Consider the following 16,891-nt stretch of genomic DNA (forward strand, 5'->3'; position numbering starts at 1 on the left):
TTAGCACTAATCAAGGAGGTATATAATATAAATGGTAAGAATTTTATCAAACAAAAGTTTTTATTTTATAGGCAAATTTTCAGATCTCATATATATTTTAAATAATATACATGATAAAAAAGTGACACTAAAAGAATTCTTAGCTAGCGAAAGTAATTGAGATAAAAAAGATTGCAGTTAATATTAGCATTTACTGCAATCTTTTTTGTTAATTATGTATGCTGGATTAATAATCAACTTATTTTCATTTCAAGTCTAAGTTTATCAGCTACCATTGCAATAAATTCAGAGTTAGTTGGTTTGCCTTTATCATTATGTATAGTATAACCAAACAGATTGTTTATAACATCTACTCTGCCTCTACCCCAAGCCACTTCTATTGCATGTCTTATGGCTCTTTCTACCCTACTTGAAGTGGTATTGTATTTCCGAGCTATGGATGGATATAATTCTTTAGTGACTGCACTGAGTAGCTCGATATTATTTACAACCATTGTTATAGCTTCTCTTAAATATATGTAACCTTTGATGTGTGCAGGAACCCCGATTTCATGAATAATGCCTGTTATTGCAGATTCCAAATCTTGACTTGATATGCCGGAAGATGCATTAATAACAGAAGATGATTGTAATAATACCTTTCTATCTGGGCTTGAATATATTAAGCCCATAGTTTCCCTTATTCTTTTTGCAAACACATCCATGTCAAAAGGCTTAACAACATAATACTCTGCACCTAATGCTAATGATTTTTGTGTTATTTTGTCTTGACCTACAGCGGAAAGAATTATTATTTTAGGTATTTTTTCTAATTTCATGCTGTTCAGTTTTTCCAATACACCTAATCCATCAAGATGGGGCATTATAATATCTAATATTACAACATCCGGCAGTTTAGATGTTATTAGATCAAGTGCCTCTATTCCATCTTTAGCCGTACCAACGATTTCAAAGTCATCTTGCATCTCTAAATACTCGCTCAAAATACTGCAAAAATCTTTATTATCATCAGCAATTAGTATTTTAATCTTGCTAAAGTCCATTAACTCTCCCCCTTTTTAATAGTCTAATAAGTTATTCGACAGAGTAAATGCATTTCCTGCTATATAATACCAATTATCGTTCATAAAATTCAAACAAATTGAGACAATAAATTTCCGCTAAAAACAACAAATTTTGCATAATGAATAGTAAGCATAACAAAACGGTGATAATTCACCGTTTTGTTAAAATAGCTATTGTCCTGCAGCCTTATTATAGCTATAAGATTTTGCAATATTCGTTTCTTTTAGCATCCACTCAGCAAATATGCCATAACCTCTCAGTGGATCATTTATCAATACATGAGTTACTGCTCCAACCAGCATCCCATTTTGAATAATAGGACTACCTGACATACCCTGCACAATACCGCCTGTTTTCTCTATAAGCCTTTCATCTGTAATTTTAATAATCATGCTTTTTGAGTTTGCACTGTTTTGTCTGAATATTTTTTGAATCTCAATATTAAATTCTTCTATTTTATTATCTTCAATAGTAGTCAATATTTTAGCAGGTCCTTCTTTAACTTGTGTACTTAATGCAATGGGTATAGCAGGAGCTTTCCTATCCATCATATTTTTTTCCAATACCCCATAAATGCCGAATGCTGTATTTTTCTTTATAGTACCATATGCTCCACGACTATCTGTAAATAATCCTACTATTTCTCCTGGGGCAGATTTTTTTGCTTGTTGTATACTTATTACTTTTGATTTTAGGATACTACCTTTATCAATGTCTATTAGTACGCCTGAATCAATATCAGTTATTCCGTGTCCTAAAGCACCAAACTCTCGAGTATAGGGATCATAGAAAGTCATTGTACCTACACCTGCAATATTATCTCTAACCCAGAGACCCATTTTATAAAGCTTATCTTCATTGCTCTGAGCAGGTTTTATTGTTAATTCTAGAAGTTTTCCTTTTCTCTCAATTAAAACTTTTAATTTTTTGCCTTTATTTTCTTCATCATTTATTATCTCAATGACATCTCTTTCGTTTTCAATGTTTTCACCATTAATTTTTAGTATTTTATCACCAACAGCAAAACCACTGTCTACAGCTGGAGAAACTTTTTTACCACTTATATCGATTATTGTTGATAAACCAACCACTAATATGCCTTTGGACTCAATCTTAACCCCAATAGATTCACCCGAAGGAATTACTTCTATATTAGGTAATGCTTTTGATATACTGCTCTTATTGGACAGGAAACTAAATATTTTAATTTCTTCTTCATTAGTGTACAGTATTTCAAATAAATCTGTTATGAGTGAAAATCCTGTTAAAATCAGGCATAAAATAAAAAAGGATATTATACTTCTCCAAATGTTGTTTCTGTTAAATCTTCGCAAAAGCTTCACTCTCCTGTTTCCCCAGAAGAATTCGCCCTTCAAATCTCTTTCTCTAAATTTAATTTTCCTATTTCCTAGTCCTATTATGCTATTAAATAATTGACATATAAAATTAGATTCTATGAAAAAAAGGCTTTCATCAAGCCTTTTTGTTATTTAATAACTCCTTTGCCATATTAATTGAAAAATCCAAGTCATTGCCAATAGCAATCATTTTAACAATTTCTGATATTCTTTCATCATCTTTTAGATTTATAACCTCAGAAAAGGTTTTATTATCTTCAATGCGCTTTCTCACGCAAATATGATTGTCTGCTAAGCATGCTATTTGAGGTAAATGAGTAATGCATATGGTTTGAATTTTACTGGATATGTTATATAATTTTTCTCCAACCATATTTGCTGTATGCCCACCAATTCCTGAATCAACCTCATCAAAGACAATAACATCGTTTTGTTGGGATTCTAATAGCACAGATTTTATAGCTAACATAACCCTTGATACTTCCCCTCCAGAGGCAACTTTTATCAATTGTTTAGGGGGTTCTCCCGGGTTGGCAGAAAGCATAAACTCCACTCTGTCAATACCTTCTCTGCTAATCTTTTCCTTGTTCTTCTTTATGTCTACTATAAACTTTGCACCGACCATATTCAGATCCTTTAATTCTTTCTCAATCATGCCTTCAAGATTTCTTGAAAATTTTTCACGCATATCTGATATGCTAGAAGCTATCTTAAAATATTTTTCTTTTAGCAAGCTAATTTTATTCTCATATTCTTTTATTATTTTTTCACTGTTTATTAGCTCGTCATATTCTTTTATTGCTTCATTTTTATAATCTAATATTTTTTCTATAGTAGTTCCGTATTTTTTTGAAAGTTTATCAATTAATTCAAGCCTTTCTTCAATTACTTCAATTTCACCACTATCAAATTCTATATTATCCTTATACTGTCGAATAGGATTTTTTAAATCCTCTAACTTGTAGAATATGTCTGCTATATAATCCTTAAATTCAGAAAGGTTTTCATCTATTCCGCTTATATCTTCCAGATGTTGCAGTGAGTTTCCAATGCTATCTAATACACATCTACCACTTTCATCGCATTGAAATAATTCTTTGTATACCAGGGAAATGGTAGTAAATAACTTTTCACTATTGTTCAGTATTTTTTTTCGTTTAATGAGCTTTTCATACTCTCTTATGTCTAAATTAGCATTGCTTATTTCATCAATTTGGTATCTTAGCAAATCAAGTTTTCTTTCCCTTTCTTGACTTGTTCCGTATAAATGCTTCAGTTTTTCCTCCAAATTATTGATTTCATCTACTATAGCTGATAGCTCACTAAGTTGAATCAAAAACTCTTCTGAGCCAAAGCTGTCCAAAAACTTAATATGCATAGCAGATTTAAATAAAGATTGATGCTCGTTCTGTGCTACAATATCAACTAATAATGGAGATATAGATTTCAGCATGGTTAAAGTGACCGCCTGTCCATTTATTCTGCATAAAGATTTCCCAGATATGCTGACTTCTCTCTGAATCAATAATGTTTTATCCTCTTCTGGATTAACTCCAATATTTAAAAGCTTCTCATCGATATCCAATGTCCCATCTGGTACGATAAAAAGGCCTTGTATTATCGCCTTATCAGCACCGCTTTTAATATCATCCTTGTTAAATCTTCCGCCACATAGAACCTCAATTGCATCAATAATAACCGATTTCCCTGATCCCGTCTCTCCAGTTATAACATTAAAACCATCAGTGAAGCTAACCCTTTCCTCATTAAAAATAATAAAATTATTAATATATAATTCCTGAAGCATAGAATTCACCTATTTCATCAGTTTTTTGAACCTTTCTATTACAGGTATCACACTTTCCTCATTTCTTATAAGTACAAAGATTGTGTTATCACCAGCTACTGTTCCTACTACTTCTTTTAGATCAAAGGCATCTAAAGCTTCTGCAGCTGCATTGGCTGCACCTGAAAAGGTCTTTATTACTATCATGTTGCCTGTATAGTCTATACTTAATACTGTTTCTGCAAATACCTTATATAGCCTTTCGTTCAGCATATTATCTTGTTCTTTCATGGCTGCATATTTATATCTTCCATCCTCTGTCAAGACCTTGATCAGCCTTAATTCCTTTATATCCCTGGATACTGTGGCTTGGGTTACATTAATACCTGATTTTTTCAGCATATCTGCTAGTTCTTCCTGCGTTTCAATAATATTGTTTTCAATAATCTCAAGTATTTTTGCATGTCTGGAAATTTTCATTTAGCTCCCTCCATTATTTAAAATTTTCGGTTTGGACTCCATCTTTCCGATATCTTCTTTCGTAGCACTTGATAAAAGCTTCTGTCTTTAAGCTTAACTAGACTTGTATAACATTGGGCTTGTCTTATAGTTACAATATCACCTGCTTTTAACTTATAACCTTGTTGCCCATCAACAGTAAGCATAACTTCAGTGTTATTCTGGCAAACCTCAATTTTAACGACATCCTCATGAGATACAACAATAGATCTGGAGTGTAGGATATGAGGGCATATAGGAGTAATTATCATAACTTTTACATCAGGGCTAACAATGGGGCCTCCAGCTGATAATGAGTAAGCTGTAGAGCCTGTAGGGCTTGATATCACTACTCCATCTGCAGAGTATAAATCTACATAATCATCGTTAATGTAAATGCCCATCCTAATAATTCTAGAAAAAGGCCCCTTAGTTATTCCAATATCATTTAATGCAACCGATTTTTCCATTTGTATATTATCTGTCTCAACAGTTGCTTCTAGCATCATTCTTTTCTCAATTTCATAATCTCCAGAAATTAATTTTTCAAGAGCTGGAAACATCTCCTCAGCTTCTACTTCTGTTAGAAAACCAAGGTGACCTAAATTTATGCCAAACAGGGGAACATTATAATATGCCGATTGCCTGGCAATATTAAGTAATGTGCCATCTCCTCCTAGCACAATAATAAAATCACTATTAATAAATATATCTTCATTTTTTAAACCAAGATCAGGTTTGCCTATTCTTAAAGCAATACCTGCGTTTAACAATACTTCTTGCTTATTTTCTAAAAGCCAATTTGTTATACTCTCTGTCAGATGCAGATTATTATCTTTACTCAAATTCGGTATTATACCTATTCTCGACAAATATTAACACCATCCACTACTTATTATAATTTATTATTTTATCTTCATCAAATCTATATATATATAATTTTACATTAAATATGAAAATATATCCATATTTTTTGTTAAACTATTTAAAATATTCGTGAGCCTCCAAAACAATGCTTGTTATTTCATCATCTAAATTCTTATATAATAGATTTTTATGATTCTTTTGCATAAAAACCAAATATTCTATGTTGCCTTCAGGTCCTCTTATAGGAGAATATGTTAAACCTTTTATTTGGAGTTTTTGATTTATCTGACAGAATTCACATATTTCGCTTATAACTTGGATATGAACATCTTTATCTCTTACTACGCCCTTCTTGCCTACTTTGTCTTTACCAGCTTCAAACTGTGGTTTTATCAGACAGACCAATTCAGATTCATCCTTTAAAAGAGCCAGCACAGAAGGTAGAACTTTTTTCAAAGAAATAAAAGATACATCAATAGAAGCAAAATCTAGTCTATCTTGAAGCATCTCTGGAGTTACATATCTTATATTAGTCCTTTCCATAACTATAACCCTGTCATCACTTCTTAATTTCCAAGCCAGTTGCCCATACCCAACATCAATAGCATAAACTTTTGATGCACCATTTTGCAGCATGCAATCTGTAAATCCTCCGGTTGAAGCTCCTATATCCGCTGCTACTACGCCTCTTAAATCAATATCGAATAACTCTATGGCTTTTGCTAACTTTAAACCACCTCTACTCACATAAGGTAAAGTGTTACCTCTTATTTCAATATTTGATTGCATATCAACTTTTGTGCCGGGCTTATCTGCTTTATTTCCATCCACATAAACAATCCCGGACATAATTATTGCCCGGGCTTTTTCCCTACTTTCTGCCAGCCCTTTTTCTGCAAGCAGTACATCCAATCTCTTTCTATCTTGTGCCATTATTTTTCCCCTTAATATCTGATAATATTGCTTCGCATATGCTAAATGTGTCAAGTTTTTGAAGCTTCATTAACTCATCTGCAGTTCCATGAGGTACTATTCCGCATTTATGTGCAAAAATTTTTAAGTCTACTTTGGCATTATTATTAGTGTAATACTCCAATATGCTGGTTCCAAATCCTCCTTCATATACATTATCCTCTAGGGTATATATTGGCAAGGATTTGGAGGATAATTCATCAAGTAAAGCTCCATCTATGGGCTTTATAAATCTTATATTAACTAAAGTCATTTCTATACCTTTCTTTTTTAAAGATTCACATACTTCAATGGCTCTGCCTATCATTGTACCTTCAGCAATAATTATTCCATCATTTCCATAGAATAATACTTCTCCTTTCCCGTACTCTAAAGGACTTTCGGTAAATCTATATTCTGGAGCTTCCCCCCTAGGATATCTGATAGCAACAGGGCTATCAATTTTAAGAGCTAATTCAAGCATGCTTTCTAATTCAGAACCGGATTTGGGGCTCATAATTGTAATGTTGGGCAGATTTCTGAGATATGAAATATCATATATTCCCTGGTGGGTCTCTCCATCCTGTCCCACTATCCCTGCCCTATCAACAGCAAACACTACAGGCAAGTTTTGAAGACATATATCATGAAGCAGCTGATCATAAGCCCTCTGAAGAAAGGTTGAATACACAGCAAAAATAGGTTTAAAACCACCCTTTGCTAAGCCCGCAGAAAAAGTAACTGCGTGTTGTTCAGCAATTCCTACATCAAAGAATCTATCCTTAAACCTTTCAGCAAATTTTTTTAATCCTGTACCCTCCGGCATAGCAGCAGTAATAGCTAATATCCTAGTATCTTTTTCAGCTAATTCAACAATTTTATCTCCGAACACCGAAGAATAGGACTTACTATTACTATCTTTCAATGTTTCACCTGTTTCCACTAGAAATGGACCAACACCATGGAACTTTTCTGGCTTTTCTTCTGCGATTCTATATCCATTCCCCTTTTTTGTTACTACATGAATCAAAACCGGATGTTTTTTATAGGTTTTCGCATTGGATATGATTCTTTCCATGGTTTTTATATCATGTCCATCTATAGGTCCTAGATACTTAAAGCCCAGTTCTTCAAACATGATACCTTTTACTACTAAATATTTAAACCAATTCCGGCATCTAGATACAGTTTTATATAGGCTCTTACCTACTATAGGAGTCTTATTTAAAATAAATTCAACTTCTCTCTTAAGTTTGAAATATATCTTGCCTGTTCTTAATCTCCCCAAATAAGTACTTAATCCACCTACATTTTTAGCAATGGACATTTCATTATCATTAAGAATCAATATAATATTTGTATTAAGATTGGCAGCATTATTTAACGCTTCTAATGCCAACCCTCCTCCTAAAGAGCCATCACCTATAACTGCTACTACAGAGTAGTCTCCTCCTGTCAAGTCTCTTGCTTTAGCCATGCCTAGTGCAGCTGATATAGAAGTGCTGCTGTGACCTGTATCAAATATATCATGAGGGCTTTCCGAAGCCTTCGGAAAACCGCTTATACCTCCAAAACTCCTGAGGGTTCTAAAGGTTTCTCTTCTTCCTGTAATTATTTTATGCACATAGCATTGATGACCCACATCCCATATAATCTTATCTTTGGGTGAATCAAAAACTCTATGTAAAGCTATAGTCAACTCAATAACTCCTAAATTTGAAGCTAAATGTCCTCCATTCTTTGAAACAACATCTATAATATAATCCCTTAATTCTTGACTAAGCTCTTCGAGCTCTTTATAATCAAGTTTTTTTATATCCTCTGGACTATTAATTTTATCTAAGAATTTGTACATGACTAAACCTGCCTTTTGTTGTTTTATATTGTACTAAATCATAATATTAGAAATTACTATTCCTAAGATAGCTCCAGCAAGCACTTCCTTGGGAGTATGTCCTATAAGCTCCTTTAATTTTTCTTCACCTAGCGGTTTATGCTGAGATATATCTTCTATTATTATATTTAAAACCTTGGCTTGGTTTCCTGCAGCCCTTCTCACTCCAGCCGCATCATACATAACGACAAGGGCAAAACATAGAGCTATAGCAAAGGAACTGGAATCCCAGCCATTCAGCTTACCCACAGAAGTAGCTAAAGCTGTAACAAAAGAAGTATGGGAACTTGGCATGCCTCCTGAACCAACAAATCGTGTGAGATCCAGTTTTTTATCCTTATATAGCGAAAAACATATTTTCAAAAATTGAGCTATAAACCAGGCTGTAATACTTGATAATAGTACTTTATTTGCCCATATCTTTATGAAAAAATTCAAAAATAATCCCCCTTTAAGTATCCCTATATGCTATGAAGTCAGCAAGTTCTAATAGAAGCTTAGCTTTGCAGCCATATACTTCTATAGCTTCTTTGGCATTACTAATAGTATCAAACAGTATTTTTTTCGATTTATCCAAACCATAAAAGGTAACATAGGTAGATTTATTGTTTTTTGCGTCTTTACCTATTGTTTTCCCCATTTTCTCTTTTGTTCCAATTACATCAAGAATATCATCGGAAATTTGATAAGCCCTACCTAAATTCTCACCAAATGTTCTTACTCTCTCCAAATCTTCATACGAAGCTTTTGATATTATAGCACCTACTTCTAAAGCTGCTTTTATCAATGCTCCTGTTTTTTTACTATGCATTTCATTTAATTTTTCTATATCAATATTTTTATTTTCATAATAAAGATCAATAGCCTGGCCTCCTATCATACCATTTAATCCAGCGGCCTTGCTGATGATAGAAGCTGCTCTTATCTTTTGTATAGATGGATCATTAATTATACAATCAAGCAATATTTCATATGCGTTATTCAGCAAAGCATCTCCTGCTAGCAGTGCGAAGCCTTCCCCGAATACTTTATGATTTGCTAATTTTCCTCTTCTATAATCATCATTATCCATAGCAGGCATATCATCATGAATAAGAGAATAAGTATGTATTATTTCTATACAGCATGCATATGGCAAAACTTCATCTATTGAACCATCAAACAAATCACAGGACATAAGGGTTAGTAGAGGGCGTAATCTTTTTCCTCCTGCAAGTAGGCTATACTTCATGGCATCCTCTATAACTGGTAAGCTATTCTCGTTATTATATAATTTATTTAAGTTATTTTCTATAATTTCACCGTATTTTTCTATAAACTGATTAAGATTCATGACTTACTCCTTCATTTCATTATCCATTTCAATTTCTTTATAATCACGGTTTTCATTTATTATTTTAATCATCTTTCCTTCTGCTTCTTCTAATTTGGTATTGCAGTATGATGAAAGCTTCACTCCTTCACTGTACGCTTCCAGTGCTTGTTCTAAGGATAAATCTCCACTTTCCAGAATACTAACGATTTCTTCAAGCCTTTTAATAGCTTTTTCAAAACTTAATTCATTATTCATTTTTATCCCCTTCACATATTGATATTACAACAGCAGATGCATATCCATCCTTAAGATGGATATTTAAAACATCATCATTAGTTATCATTTTTATGCTTTTTATTAGCTCCCCAGTCTTTTTATTTTTTATATAAGCATATCCTTTGTTTAGGTAAGAAGCTGGGTTTAGAATATTAAGCTTTTCATTATATATATATAAGTTATTTCGTTGGTCCTCAATAGTATTCTTAATAGCCTTATCTAGATTTTGTTTCATACTCTCTAAGGATTGCCTATAATTAAGTATTTTAGTCTCAGTATGCCTAAATGAACTCCTTGATGTCAAGCTGTTTAACAAAATTTTCTTATCTTTAATATAAGAAACCATAGAAGAGTATAGATGACCTTCAATTTTCTTAATATATGAGATTAACTGCTGTTTATCCGGAAAAACCAATTCTGCAGCAGCAGAAGGCGTAGCAGCTCTTACATCGGCAACAAAATCACTAATAGTAAAATCTGTCTCATGTCCAACAGCGGAAACAACAGGTATATGTGATTCAAATATTGCTCTAGCAATTGCTTCGTCATTAAAACACCATAACTCTTCTATAGAACCTCCTCCCCTACCAACTATTATAACATCTACATCGCTATATCTATTAAAGTATTTTATACCTTCAGCAATTTCTATTGAAGCTTTTTCTCCTTGAACAAGGGAAGGGTATAAATATATATCAATGTTAGGATTTCTCCTTCTTCCAATAGATATTATATCTCTAATTGCTGCACCAGTGGGAGAAGTCACTATTCCAACTCTTTTAGGGAGCAGCGGCAAAGGTTTTTTATGCTCTTCAGAGAACATCCCTTCACTAGATAGTTTGCTTTTTAACTGCTCATAGGCTTTATATAGTTCACCTGCACCGTCAGCTATTATACTTTCAGCATAAAGCTGATATTGGCCATCTCTTTCATATATAGAAATGTAACCTCTTATTACCACTTGCATGCCTTCCTCAGGCATAAATTTTAACCTTGATAAATTGCTTTTGAACATGACACATTTTACTCTTGATTCTCTGTCTTTCAGAGAAAAATATGCATGACCAGATGTGTGTACTTTAAAATTAGAAATTTCACCTTTTATATAAATATGAGACAATAAAAGGTCTCTTTCAAATAATTGTCTTAAATATAAGTTAACTTCAGTGACTGTAAAAACTCTAACATCTTCTATATCTTTTTTTGGCATATATAGCTCCTCCCAGGGCATTATCTACTGCAAACCTACCCTCTGAAAATATAGGCTTGATATGGTTTTTCTTAATCTTTTCGCTACTAGACAGGTAATCATTTATTATACTATTTGAAGAAACCCCTCCAATAAAAAGAACTTCTTCCCATTCATATTTATTTTTTGATTTAATGAGTGTTTCTTCAATTGATTTTGCAATACATATGAATACAGCTTTTGAAAGTTGTGCTTTATCATATTTTCCTGTTTTAATCACTTTCTGTGCAAATGTTTCCGGTCCTGAGAAACTGGCATAGCTTTCATTTACAGAAGTAGGAATGATAATACCAATATCGCCTACTGATTGTGAAAGCCTGTCCATCTCTCTACCGCAGGGAAAGCTTAATCCCATGGATACTCCCACTCTGTCTATAAATTGACCTGCTTTTAAATCTGAGGAACCGCCTATGATTTCAATATTTAAATTATCATTTTCTGAAATATGTAACAGTTCTGTAGTTCCCCCAGATATATGATAAGTTGCTATAGGTCTATAGGGAGTAAATTTTATTGACCATAATCCCGCTAGGATATGATTTTCTTGATGTGATAGTAAAAACATAGGTATTCCCAAAGACATTCTTACAATATTACCTATATGTAAACCGCTATTAAAAACAGGCATATAAGAATCTGGATTATTCCTAGGTTTAGAGCTCACACCTACTGCTTTAATTTTTTTTGGATCTATTATTTCGTATAGTTTTTCCACTAATGCATCCAAGTTTTCAATATGTTGATAAAAAGCCTCTGACTGCCTTATACCTCTTTCTCCAGTCTTAACTTTGAGCATAATCCTTTCATCTGCAACAAGATTTTCATCCTCATCTATTAAAGCAACAGAAGTAGTATAGCAGCTTGTATCAATACCTAAAAAATACATGTTTATTCACCCGACTCTTCCATTTCTCTTACTACTCTCCCTAAAACACCATTAATAAAGCTGCCGGAGTCATCATTACCGAATACTTTACCTAATTCTACTGCCTCATTAATTACAACACTTGCAGGAACATCTTTAGCATATAGAAGTTCATATATGGCCATTCTTAAAATAGTTAGATCTACCTTAGCAATTCGTTCCATGCTCCATGACTTAAGGCTACTCTTAATAACCTTATCTATGCTTTCAATATTTTCCAAAGTACCTCTAACTATTTTATTCAAGAATTCTTTATGCTTTCGACTTATTTGAGGAATCTGTTTACCATCAGAGTCTTCTTCTTGTTCAAAATATACATCATTCTCTTCTGATATATCTTCTAATATTTGATCTATATCATGCTTATTAAAACTAAAACTGAATATTATCTTAAAAGCACTTTGCCTAAGTAAACGCCTGTTCATGGTTACTTTTGCTCCTCCCTATTTTTTGCCGTGTGTTTTTAACAGTCGTTCAATAAACTGTATAATGTCTTCTTTATTATCCACTTTCTTACCCAAATAATAGCCCATAGCTATGCATATTGACAATACTAGTGTTTTAAAAAAACCTAGGGTGAGTAAAAAAAGACCAGCTAAAAATCCAATTAAAGTTCCTATTATTTTTCCCTGGTGTGTAATAAAAAAGTTCATCAATTTATCTTTATCCATATCTAGCCTACCCTTCTTTTGCTAGAATTATTAGCTTCTTCAACAAACACAACGACTTCTTTCACTTTTATTTCAGTAGTTTCTTCTACCAATTCTTTTATTTTATTCTGAATGTCCTTTGAAATCTCAGGTATGATTGCTCCAGTTGAAAAAGCAGCATTTATTAGTATTGAGACCTCACCATTTTTGTCATTTACCTGAGCTTTTGCATCTCTAATTTCATTAATGCCTTTTATACTTGAGAGAGCTATTGACTTTATTGTACTATAGGATATCCTGATTTCGCCGATTTCTGTTTCCTTTGAAATATAACTAGAATAATTGACTCCTGATTCAGTGGTTTTAAAAATAAATTTTAAGGCTAAAAGTAACAATATTATTGCTAATAGAGACATGCTGTTACTTTCGAAAATAAATAGACGCAATACTTCAACATATTTTGCTGGTATAAAAGGCAAAGCAAGCAGAAGTAATGAAAAAGAAAAAACCGCAACAACTATGGAGTACACTAATAACAAAAGCCTGTCTACAGTATTCATATAGATCCCCTTTCGTAGAAATATTTAAACTAACCCTCTGAATCATTCAGAGGGTTAGTTTTCAATGTTATTTTAATCTTGCTGTTCCATCTTCTTCTTTGCTTTCTTTTTCGATGTTTACACCCTGTATATGAATATTAACTTCGACTACATTAAGACCTGTCATGGTCTCAACGGCTTTTTTAACATTTTCCTGAACCTGCCAAGCAATATCAGGTATTCTGACACCATACTCAACAATAACATATAAATCTATAGCGGTTTCCTTATCACCGACTTCAACTTTAATGCCTTTAGAAGGACTCTTTTTTCCTAACATTTCTGTTATGCTATCTGCAATACCACCACTCATGCCCACTATTCCCTTAATTTCTTTGGCGGCTATTTCAGCGATTATGGCAACCACATCATCGGCAATTCTCACTGTTCCATAATCATTTATATTATTATCACTCTGCAAATTATGCACCCCCAAGTTTATTGAGATTTTTTCCTAATATGTATTATAGCAGAATAGTATCTTGTTTACAAATATATCTAATCCTTGAGCATTATTTTAATATTGCTTGCAGGGATCTTTGTCTTTGTCATAACTATATCTTGTATTTTAGCCACACTTGCAGGTGTTAATTCCTTTGCAGCTACTACTACTGTTGCGCTGTCATCTGTCAGAAATACTAAAGCATCATCGAATCCACGGGCTAGAATCAAGTTCTCTATAATCATTTCTTTTTCTGTCAGTGCAACTATTTTAACTATTTCTTCCTGTGCTAAGGTTTTAAATGTAGGCTCTGCCTTATCGCTGTTTATTATATTTTGCCACATATCATATTCTTTTGTTCTGTTCTTATCCCTTTCAAGTCTGTATTCTGTAAAAAAAGATGATACTTTATCCTGATCTTCTTCATCCATTTCCTTGCTTTCAATAACTGTTACGCTACTCTCCTTATTATCATTCATTACTTCAGTAACTTCGTCTTCAATCATTAAATCGGATAAATCGCTGGCATCGAAATCAAATCCCATTGTATCGTATTTTGTACTCATGAAAGTATTATATGCATATCCTATTACAAAAAGCATCAAAACAAGGGAACAAATTGCAATTGTTTTTCTGTTCATTTTGAATTTCATATACTATACCCCCTACTTATTTGTTTCAAGTACAGTCACCCTATATGCAGGTATATCAAGAACTGTCTGTACCGCCTCACTGATTTTTAATTTAACTTTTGAATCCCAAGCCCCTTCTGCTACTACTATTACCCCCTTGATTTCCGGATTAATTTCTTTCACCACAACAGGCTGAGAACTACCTCCCTGCTGGTTCACCATTACCGTTTTATCATCTATGCTATACTCATTTATTATTCTTGTACCTCCGTCATTATCTTTTTCATCTGTTACTTTATCTATTACTGATTTATCTTTTTGTGTTACCAGCTCTTTTCCACTCTCGTAGGTGATCATAACGGATACTTTGCCTGCTCCAGCTATTTTGCTTAATATTGTAGAAAGTTGATCTTGAATTTCTGCAGCATAGTTGTCATCGCTGCTATTATTATATGTACCGTTTATTTGATTATTATTTTCCATGTTTTCAATCGCTGGTTTTTTGTCTTTATAGGTTATATCATTATAAAAATTAGCTACAATAACTAAAGCTACACCCATGCAGAGCAGGATTACTAAATTGTTATATAGTTTTTTATTATTGTCTATCATTAATTTTTCTTTAAGCCACTCCAGTATTTTCATACTAAAACCCCCTAATTCATTTCAACGAAGAGTTTTACTTGTACTTTATCCTTGTTAATGCCAAGTATTTCGCTCAGCATATTTCTTATATCAGCAGTTGATGTCTTTTCATTGAAATTATATTCTTCTACTTCGTTATAAATTACCTTTTCCTCTTCTCCAATTCTGACTTTTTTTATTTTTTCTATTTTATCCCCCTTTTTTTGGTTATATATGATAACTATTACACTATTTATTAATCCAAAATCATTACTATTCTGATTTTTATTTATATCTAACGATACATCTATATTTTTTTTATCAACAGACGCCTTGTAGGATACAGCAGAAGCAATTTGATCCTTTAATCTAGACTCATATATCTCTATGGCTTTTGCATTTTGATAACTGTTCAAAACCTCTTTATCAAGCAACTTCTTATCTGTATTTAATACGACATTTGTTTCTATATATGTCCTTTCAAAATCATTGGCTAAATCAGTTATACTTATGAAAGGCTTAATTATGGTAAGCAACACAAAGGTACCTATTATAACTCTTACATATTTTTTTATATTACCTTCCGGCAAAACAACATCTGTTATGATTACAAAAATGATTATTATTACAATATTTATAACCCAATTTCTTAAAAACTCTATCAAAACAAACCACCTACCTCATCATGACTGTCATATTCCCAATTCCCATAATTATAGTTATTGAAATAAAGAATAGTATTCCGACAGCAACCACACAGCAGAACATAATAAATATTGATGTGCTGATATCATTTATGCACTGTACTAACTCATTATCAACGATTGGTTGTATCAATGCGCTTGAAATCTTATATATGGCAAATATTGAAAATATTTTTACTAGAGGAAATAAACAAATAAGTAATAATACAATAAGTCCTACAATGCTTATTCCATTCTTTATTATTAAAGAGCAGCTTACTACTGTATCAAAAGCTTCTGATAAAAAATCTCCAATGATAGGTACAAAACTATCCACTGCAAACTTAGCAGTTTTTGCAGCTAATCCGTCTAAAGATGAAGCTGCCAAACCTTGAATAGAAATTATTCCTGTAAAAATTGTAAGCATCACACCCAATAAACCAACTGAAACACCTCTCACTAAAGATGCCAGTTTTGAGATTTTTACCTTATCAGATATATTGCTTACTATAGATAATACAGCGGATAGCATTACCATAGGAATAATGGTTATCTTTATAATAGTTGCAATAAAAGTTAAAGATGTATAAACTATGGGTTGAAACAGTGATGATGAGGTTATACCCCCTACTGTTAGAAGCAATGCAATAAGGGTAGGTACTAAAGATTGCATAAAGCTGACCATTTTGTCAATGGTTTCGATGCACAATTTACTAACAAGTGTAAAGCTTCCTATGGCTAATATTATAATGATAACGTAGCATGCACTATATGCTAGCTTACCGATTGATTCATTATCAAATCCTTTATGTAAGTTTTGGAGCAAGGCACAGAATACGGATAGTATGATTATTTTTCCGAGAAGGTCTACATTTTGCATTAATTCCTTCCATACAAACATCCATAGTTGATTTAGTATGCCTTTAAGAGATAGTTTTTCTGAACCAATATATAATTCTTTAACGAAATCCTTTATATTTATCTCTGAAATCATACCTTCTGCATCCATTACAATTTCATCGGCAAACTTTTGCAATTCATCTAAATCTAAGTGATTTAGTTGTTCATCAATAAGAC

The 16,891-nt window shown here is 32.7% G+C and carries 20 protein-coding genes; all 20 read right to left on the bottom strand.

Annotation, left to right across the window (positions count from 1 at the left end; all coding sequences use genetic code 11):
* Positions 1 to 233: 233 nt before the first annotated feature.
* Positions 234 to 1,043: a sporulation transcription factor Spo0A gene (gene spo0A, locus ACESM9_RS04240; protein ID WP_372995611.1), complete on the bottom strand. Its 810-nt coding sequence runs from the start codon at positions 1,041 to 1,043 to the stop codon at positions 234 to 236.
* Between the two features lie 192 nt (positions 1,044 to 1,235).
* Positions 1,236 to 2,399 carry a SpoIVB peptidase gene (spoIVB, locus tag ACESM9_RS04245; RefSeq protein WP_372995613.1) on the bottom strand — a complete coding sequence of 388 codons (1,164 nt, stop codon included), beginning with the start codon at positions 2,397 to 2,399 and terminating at the stop codon, positions 1,236 to 1,238.
* Positions 2,400 to 2,538: 139 nt separating this feature from the next.
* The gene (gene recN / locus ACESM9_RS04250; protein ID WP_372995615.1) at positions 2,539 to 4,230 is read right to left on the bottom strand and encodes a DNA repair protein RecN; all 1,692 of its coding nucleotides are present in this window, start codon (positions 4,228 to 4,230) and stop codon (positions 2,539 to 2,541) included.
* 9 nt (positions 4,231 to 4,239) lie between these two features.
* Complete coding sequence (locus ACESM9_RS04255; RefSeq protein WP_372995617.1) at positions 4,240 to 4,689, bottom strand: arginine repressor; 450 nt, start codon at positions 4,687 to 4,689, stop codon at positions 4,240 to 4,242.
* Between the two features lie 17 nt (positions 4,690 to 4,706).
* A complete protein-coding gene (locus ACESM9_RS04260; RefSeq protein WP_372995619.1) occupies positions 4,707 to 5,579 on the bottom strand; it encodes an NAD(+)/NADH kinase in 873 nt (290 codons plus the stop codon).
* Positions 5,580 to 5,688: 109 nt separating this feature from the next.
* A complete protein-coding gene (locus ACESM9_RS04265; RefSeq protein WP_372995621.1) occupies positions 5,689 to 6,507 on the bottom strand; it encodes a TlyA family RNA methyltransferase in 819 nt (272 codons plus the stop codon).
* Positions 6,494 to 8,380, bottom strand: coding sequence for a 1-deoxy-D-xylulose-5-phosphate synthase (dxs, locus tag ACESM9_RS04270; RefSeq protein WP_372995623.1), 1,887 nt, complete (start codon positions 8,378 to 8,380; stop codon positions 6,494 to 6,496). The genes ACESM9_RS04265 and dxs overlap by 14 nt, the downstream gene beginning before the upstream one ends.
* Before the next feature lie 33 nt (positions 8,381 to 8,413).
* The gene (locus ACESM9_RS04275) at positions 8,414 to 8,857 is read right to left on the bottom strand and encodes a divergent PAP2 family protein (protein WP_372995625.1); all 444 of its coding nucleotides are present in this window, start codon (positions 8,855 to 8,857) and stop codon (positions 8,414 to 8,416) included.
* 13 nt (positions 8,858 to 8,870) lie between these two features.
* A complete protein-coding gene (locus tag ACESM9_RS04280; protein ID WP_372995627.1) occupies positions 8,871 to 9,752 on the bottom strand; it encodes a polyprenyl synthetase family protein in 882 nt (293 codons plus the stop codon).
* Positions 9,753 to 9,755: 3 nt separating this feature from the next.
* Positions 9,756 to 9,989 carry an exodeoxyribonuclease VII small subunit gene (xseB, locus tag ACESM9_RS04285; protein ID WP_372995629.1) on the bottom strand — a complete coding sequence of 78 codons (234 nt, stop codon included), beginning with the start codon at positions 9,987 to 9,989 and terminating at the stop codon, positions 9,756 to 9,758.
* Entirely contained in the window at positions 9,982 to 11,220 is a 1,239-nt protein-coding gene (gene xseA / locus ACESM9_RS04290; RefSeq protein ID WP_372995631.1) for an exodeoxyribonuclease VII large subunit, read from the bottom strand. The genes xseB and xseA overlap by 8 nt, the downstream gene beginning before the upstream one ends.
* Complete coding sequence (locus ACESM9_RS04295) at positions 11,192 to 12,145, bottom strand: hypothetical protein (RefSeq protein ID WP_372995633.1); 954 nt, start codon at positions 12,143 to 12,145, stop codon at positions 11,192 to 11,194. Before ACESM9_RS04295 ends, xseA begins: the two co-directional genes overlap by 29 nt.
* A 2-nt stretch (positions 12,146 to 12,147) precedes the next feature.
* Positions 12,148 to 12,609 carry a transcription antitermination factor NusB gene (gene nusB / locus ACESM9_RS04300; protein ID WP_372995635.1) on the bottom strand — a complete coding sequence of 154 codons (462 nt, stop codon included), beginning with the start codon at positions 12,607 to 12,609 and terminating at the stop codon, positions 12,148 to 12,150.
* Between the two features lie 18 nt (positions 12,610 to 12,627).
* On the bottom strand, positions 12,628 to 12,855 hold the full coding sequence (locus tag ACESM9_RS04305) for a DUF2273 domain-containing protein (protein WP_372995637.1): 228 nt from the start codon (positions 12,853 to 12,855) through the stop codon (positions 12,628 to 12,630).
* A gap of 2 nt (positions 12,856 to 12,857) precedes the next feature.
* Positions 12,858 to 13,394 (bottom strand): alkaline shock response membrane anchor protein AmaP, encoded by a 537-nt coding sequence (gene amaP / locus ACESM9_RS04310; protein ID WP_372995639.1) that lies wholly within the window; start codon positions 13,392 to 13,394, stop codon positions 12,858 to 12,860.
* A gap of 67 nt (positions 13,395 to 13,461) precedes the next feature.
* Positions 13,462 to 13,854 carry an Asp23/Gls24 family envelope stress response protein gene (locus tag ACESM9_RS04315; RefSeq protein WP_372995641.1) on the bottom strand — a complete coding sequence of 131 codons (393 nt, stop codon included), beginning with the start codon at positions 13,852 to 13,854 and terminating at the stop codon, positions 13,462 to 13,464.
* Positions 13,855 to 13,931: 77 nt separating this feature from the next.
* Positions 13,932 to 14,528 carry a SpoIIIAH-like family protein gene (locus tag ACESM9_RS04320; RefSeq protein WP_372995643.1) on the bottom strand — a complete coding sequence of 199 codons (597 nt, stop codon included), beginning with the start codon at positions 14,526 to 14,528 and terminating at the stop codon, positions 13,932 to 13,934.
* A 12-nt stretch (positions 14,529 to 14,540) separates the two neighbouring features.
* Positions 14,541 to 15,152 (bottom strand): stage III sporulation protein AG, encoded by a 612-nt coding sequence (gene spoIIIAG / locus ACESM9_RS04325; RefSeq protein ID WP_372995645.1) that lies wholly within the window; start codon positions 15,150 to 15,152, stop codon positions 14,541 to 14,543.
* A gap of 11 nt (positions 15,153 to 15,163) precedes the next feature.
* Positions 15,164 to 15,796, bottom strand: coding sequence for a stage III sporulation protein AF (spoIIIAF, locus tag ACESM9_RS04330; RefSeq protein ID WP_372995647.1), 633 nt, complete (start codon positions 15,794 to 15,796; stop codon positions 15,164 to 15,166).
* Positions 15,797 to 15,806: 10 nt separating this feature from the next.
* On the bottom strand, positions 15,807 to 16,891 hold a 1,085-nt coding region (gene spoIIIAE / locus ACESM9_RS04335), incomplete at its 5' end, for a stage III sporulation protein AE (RefSeq protein WP_372995649.1).

It is taken from the genome of Lutispora sp. (genome assembly GCF_041687175.1).
Classification (GTDB): Bacteria; Bacillota; Clostridia; order Lutisporales; family Lutisporaceae; genus Lutispora.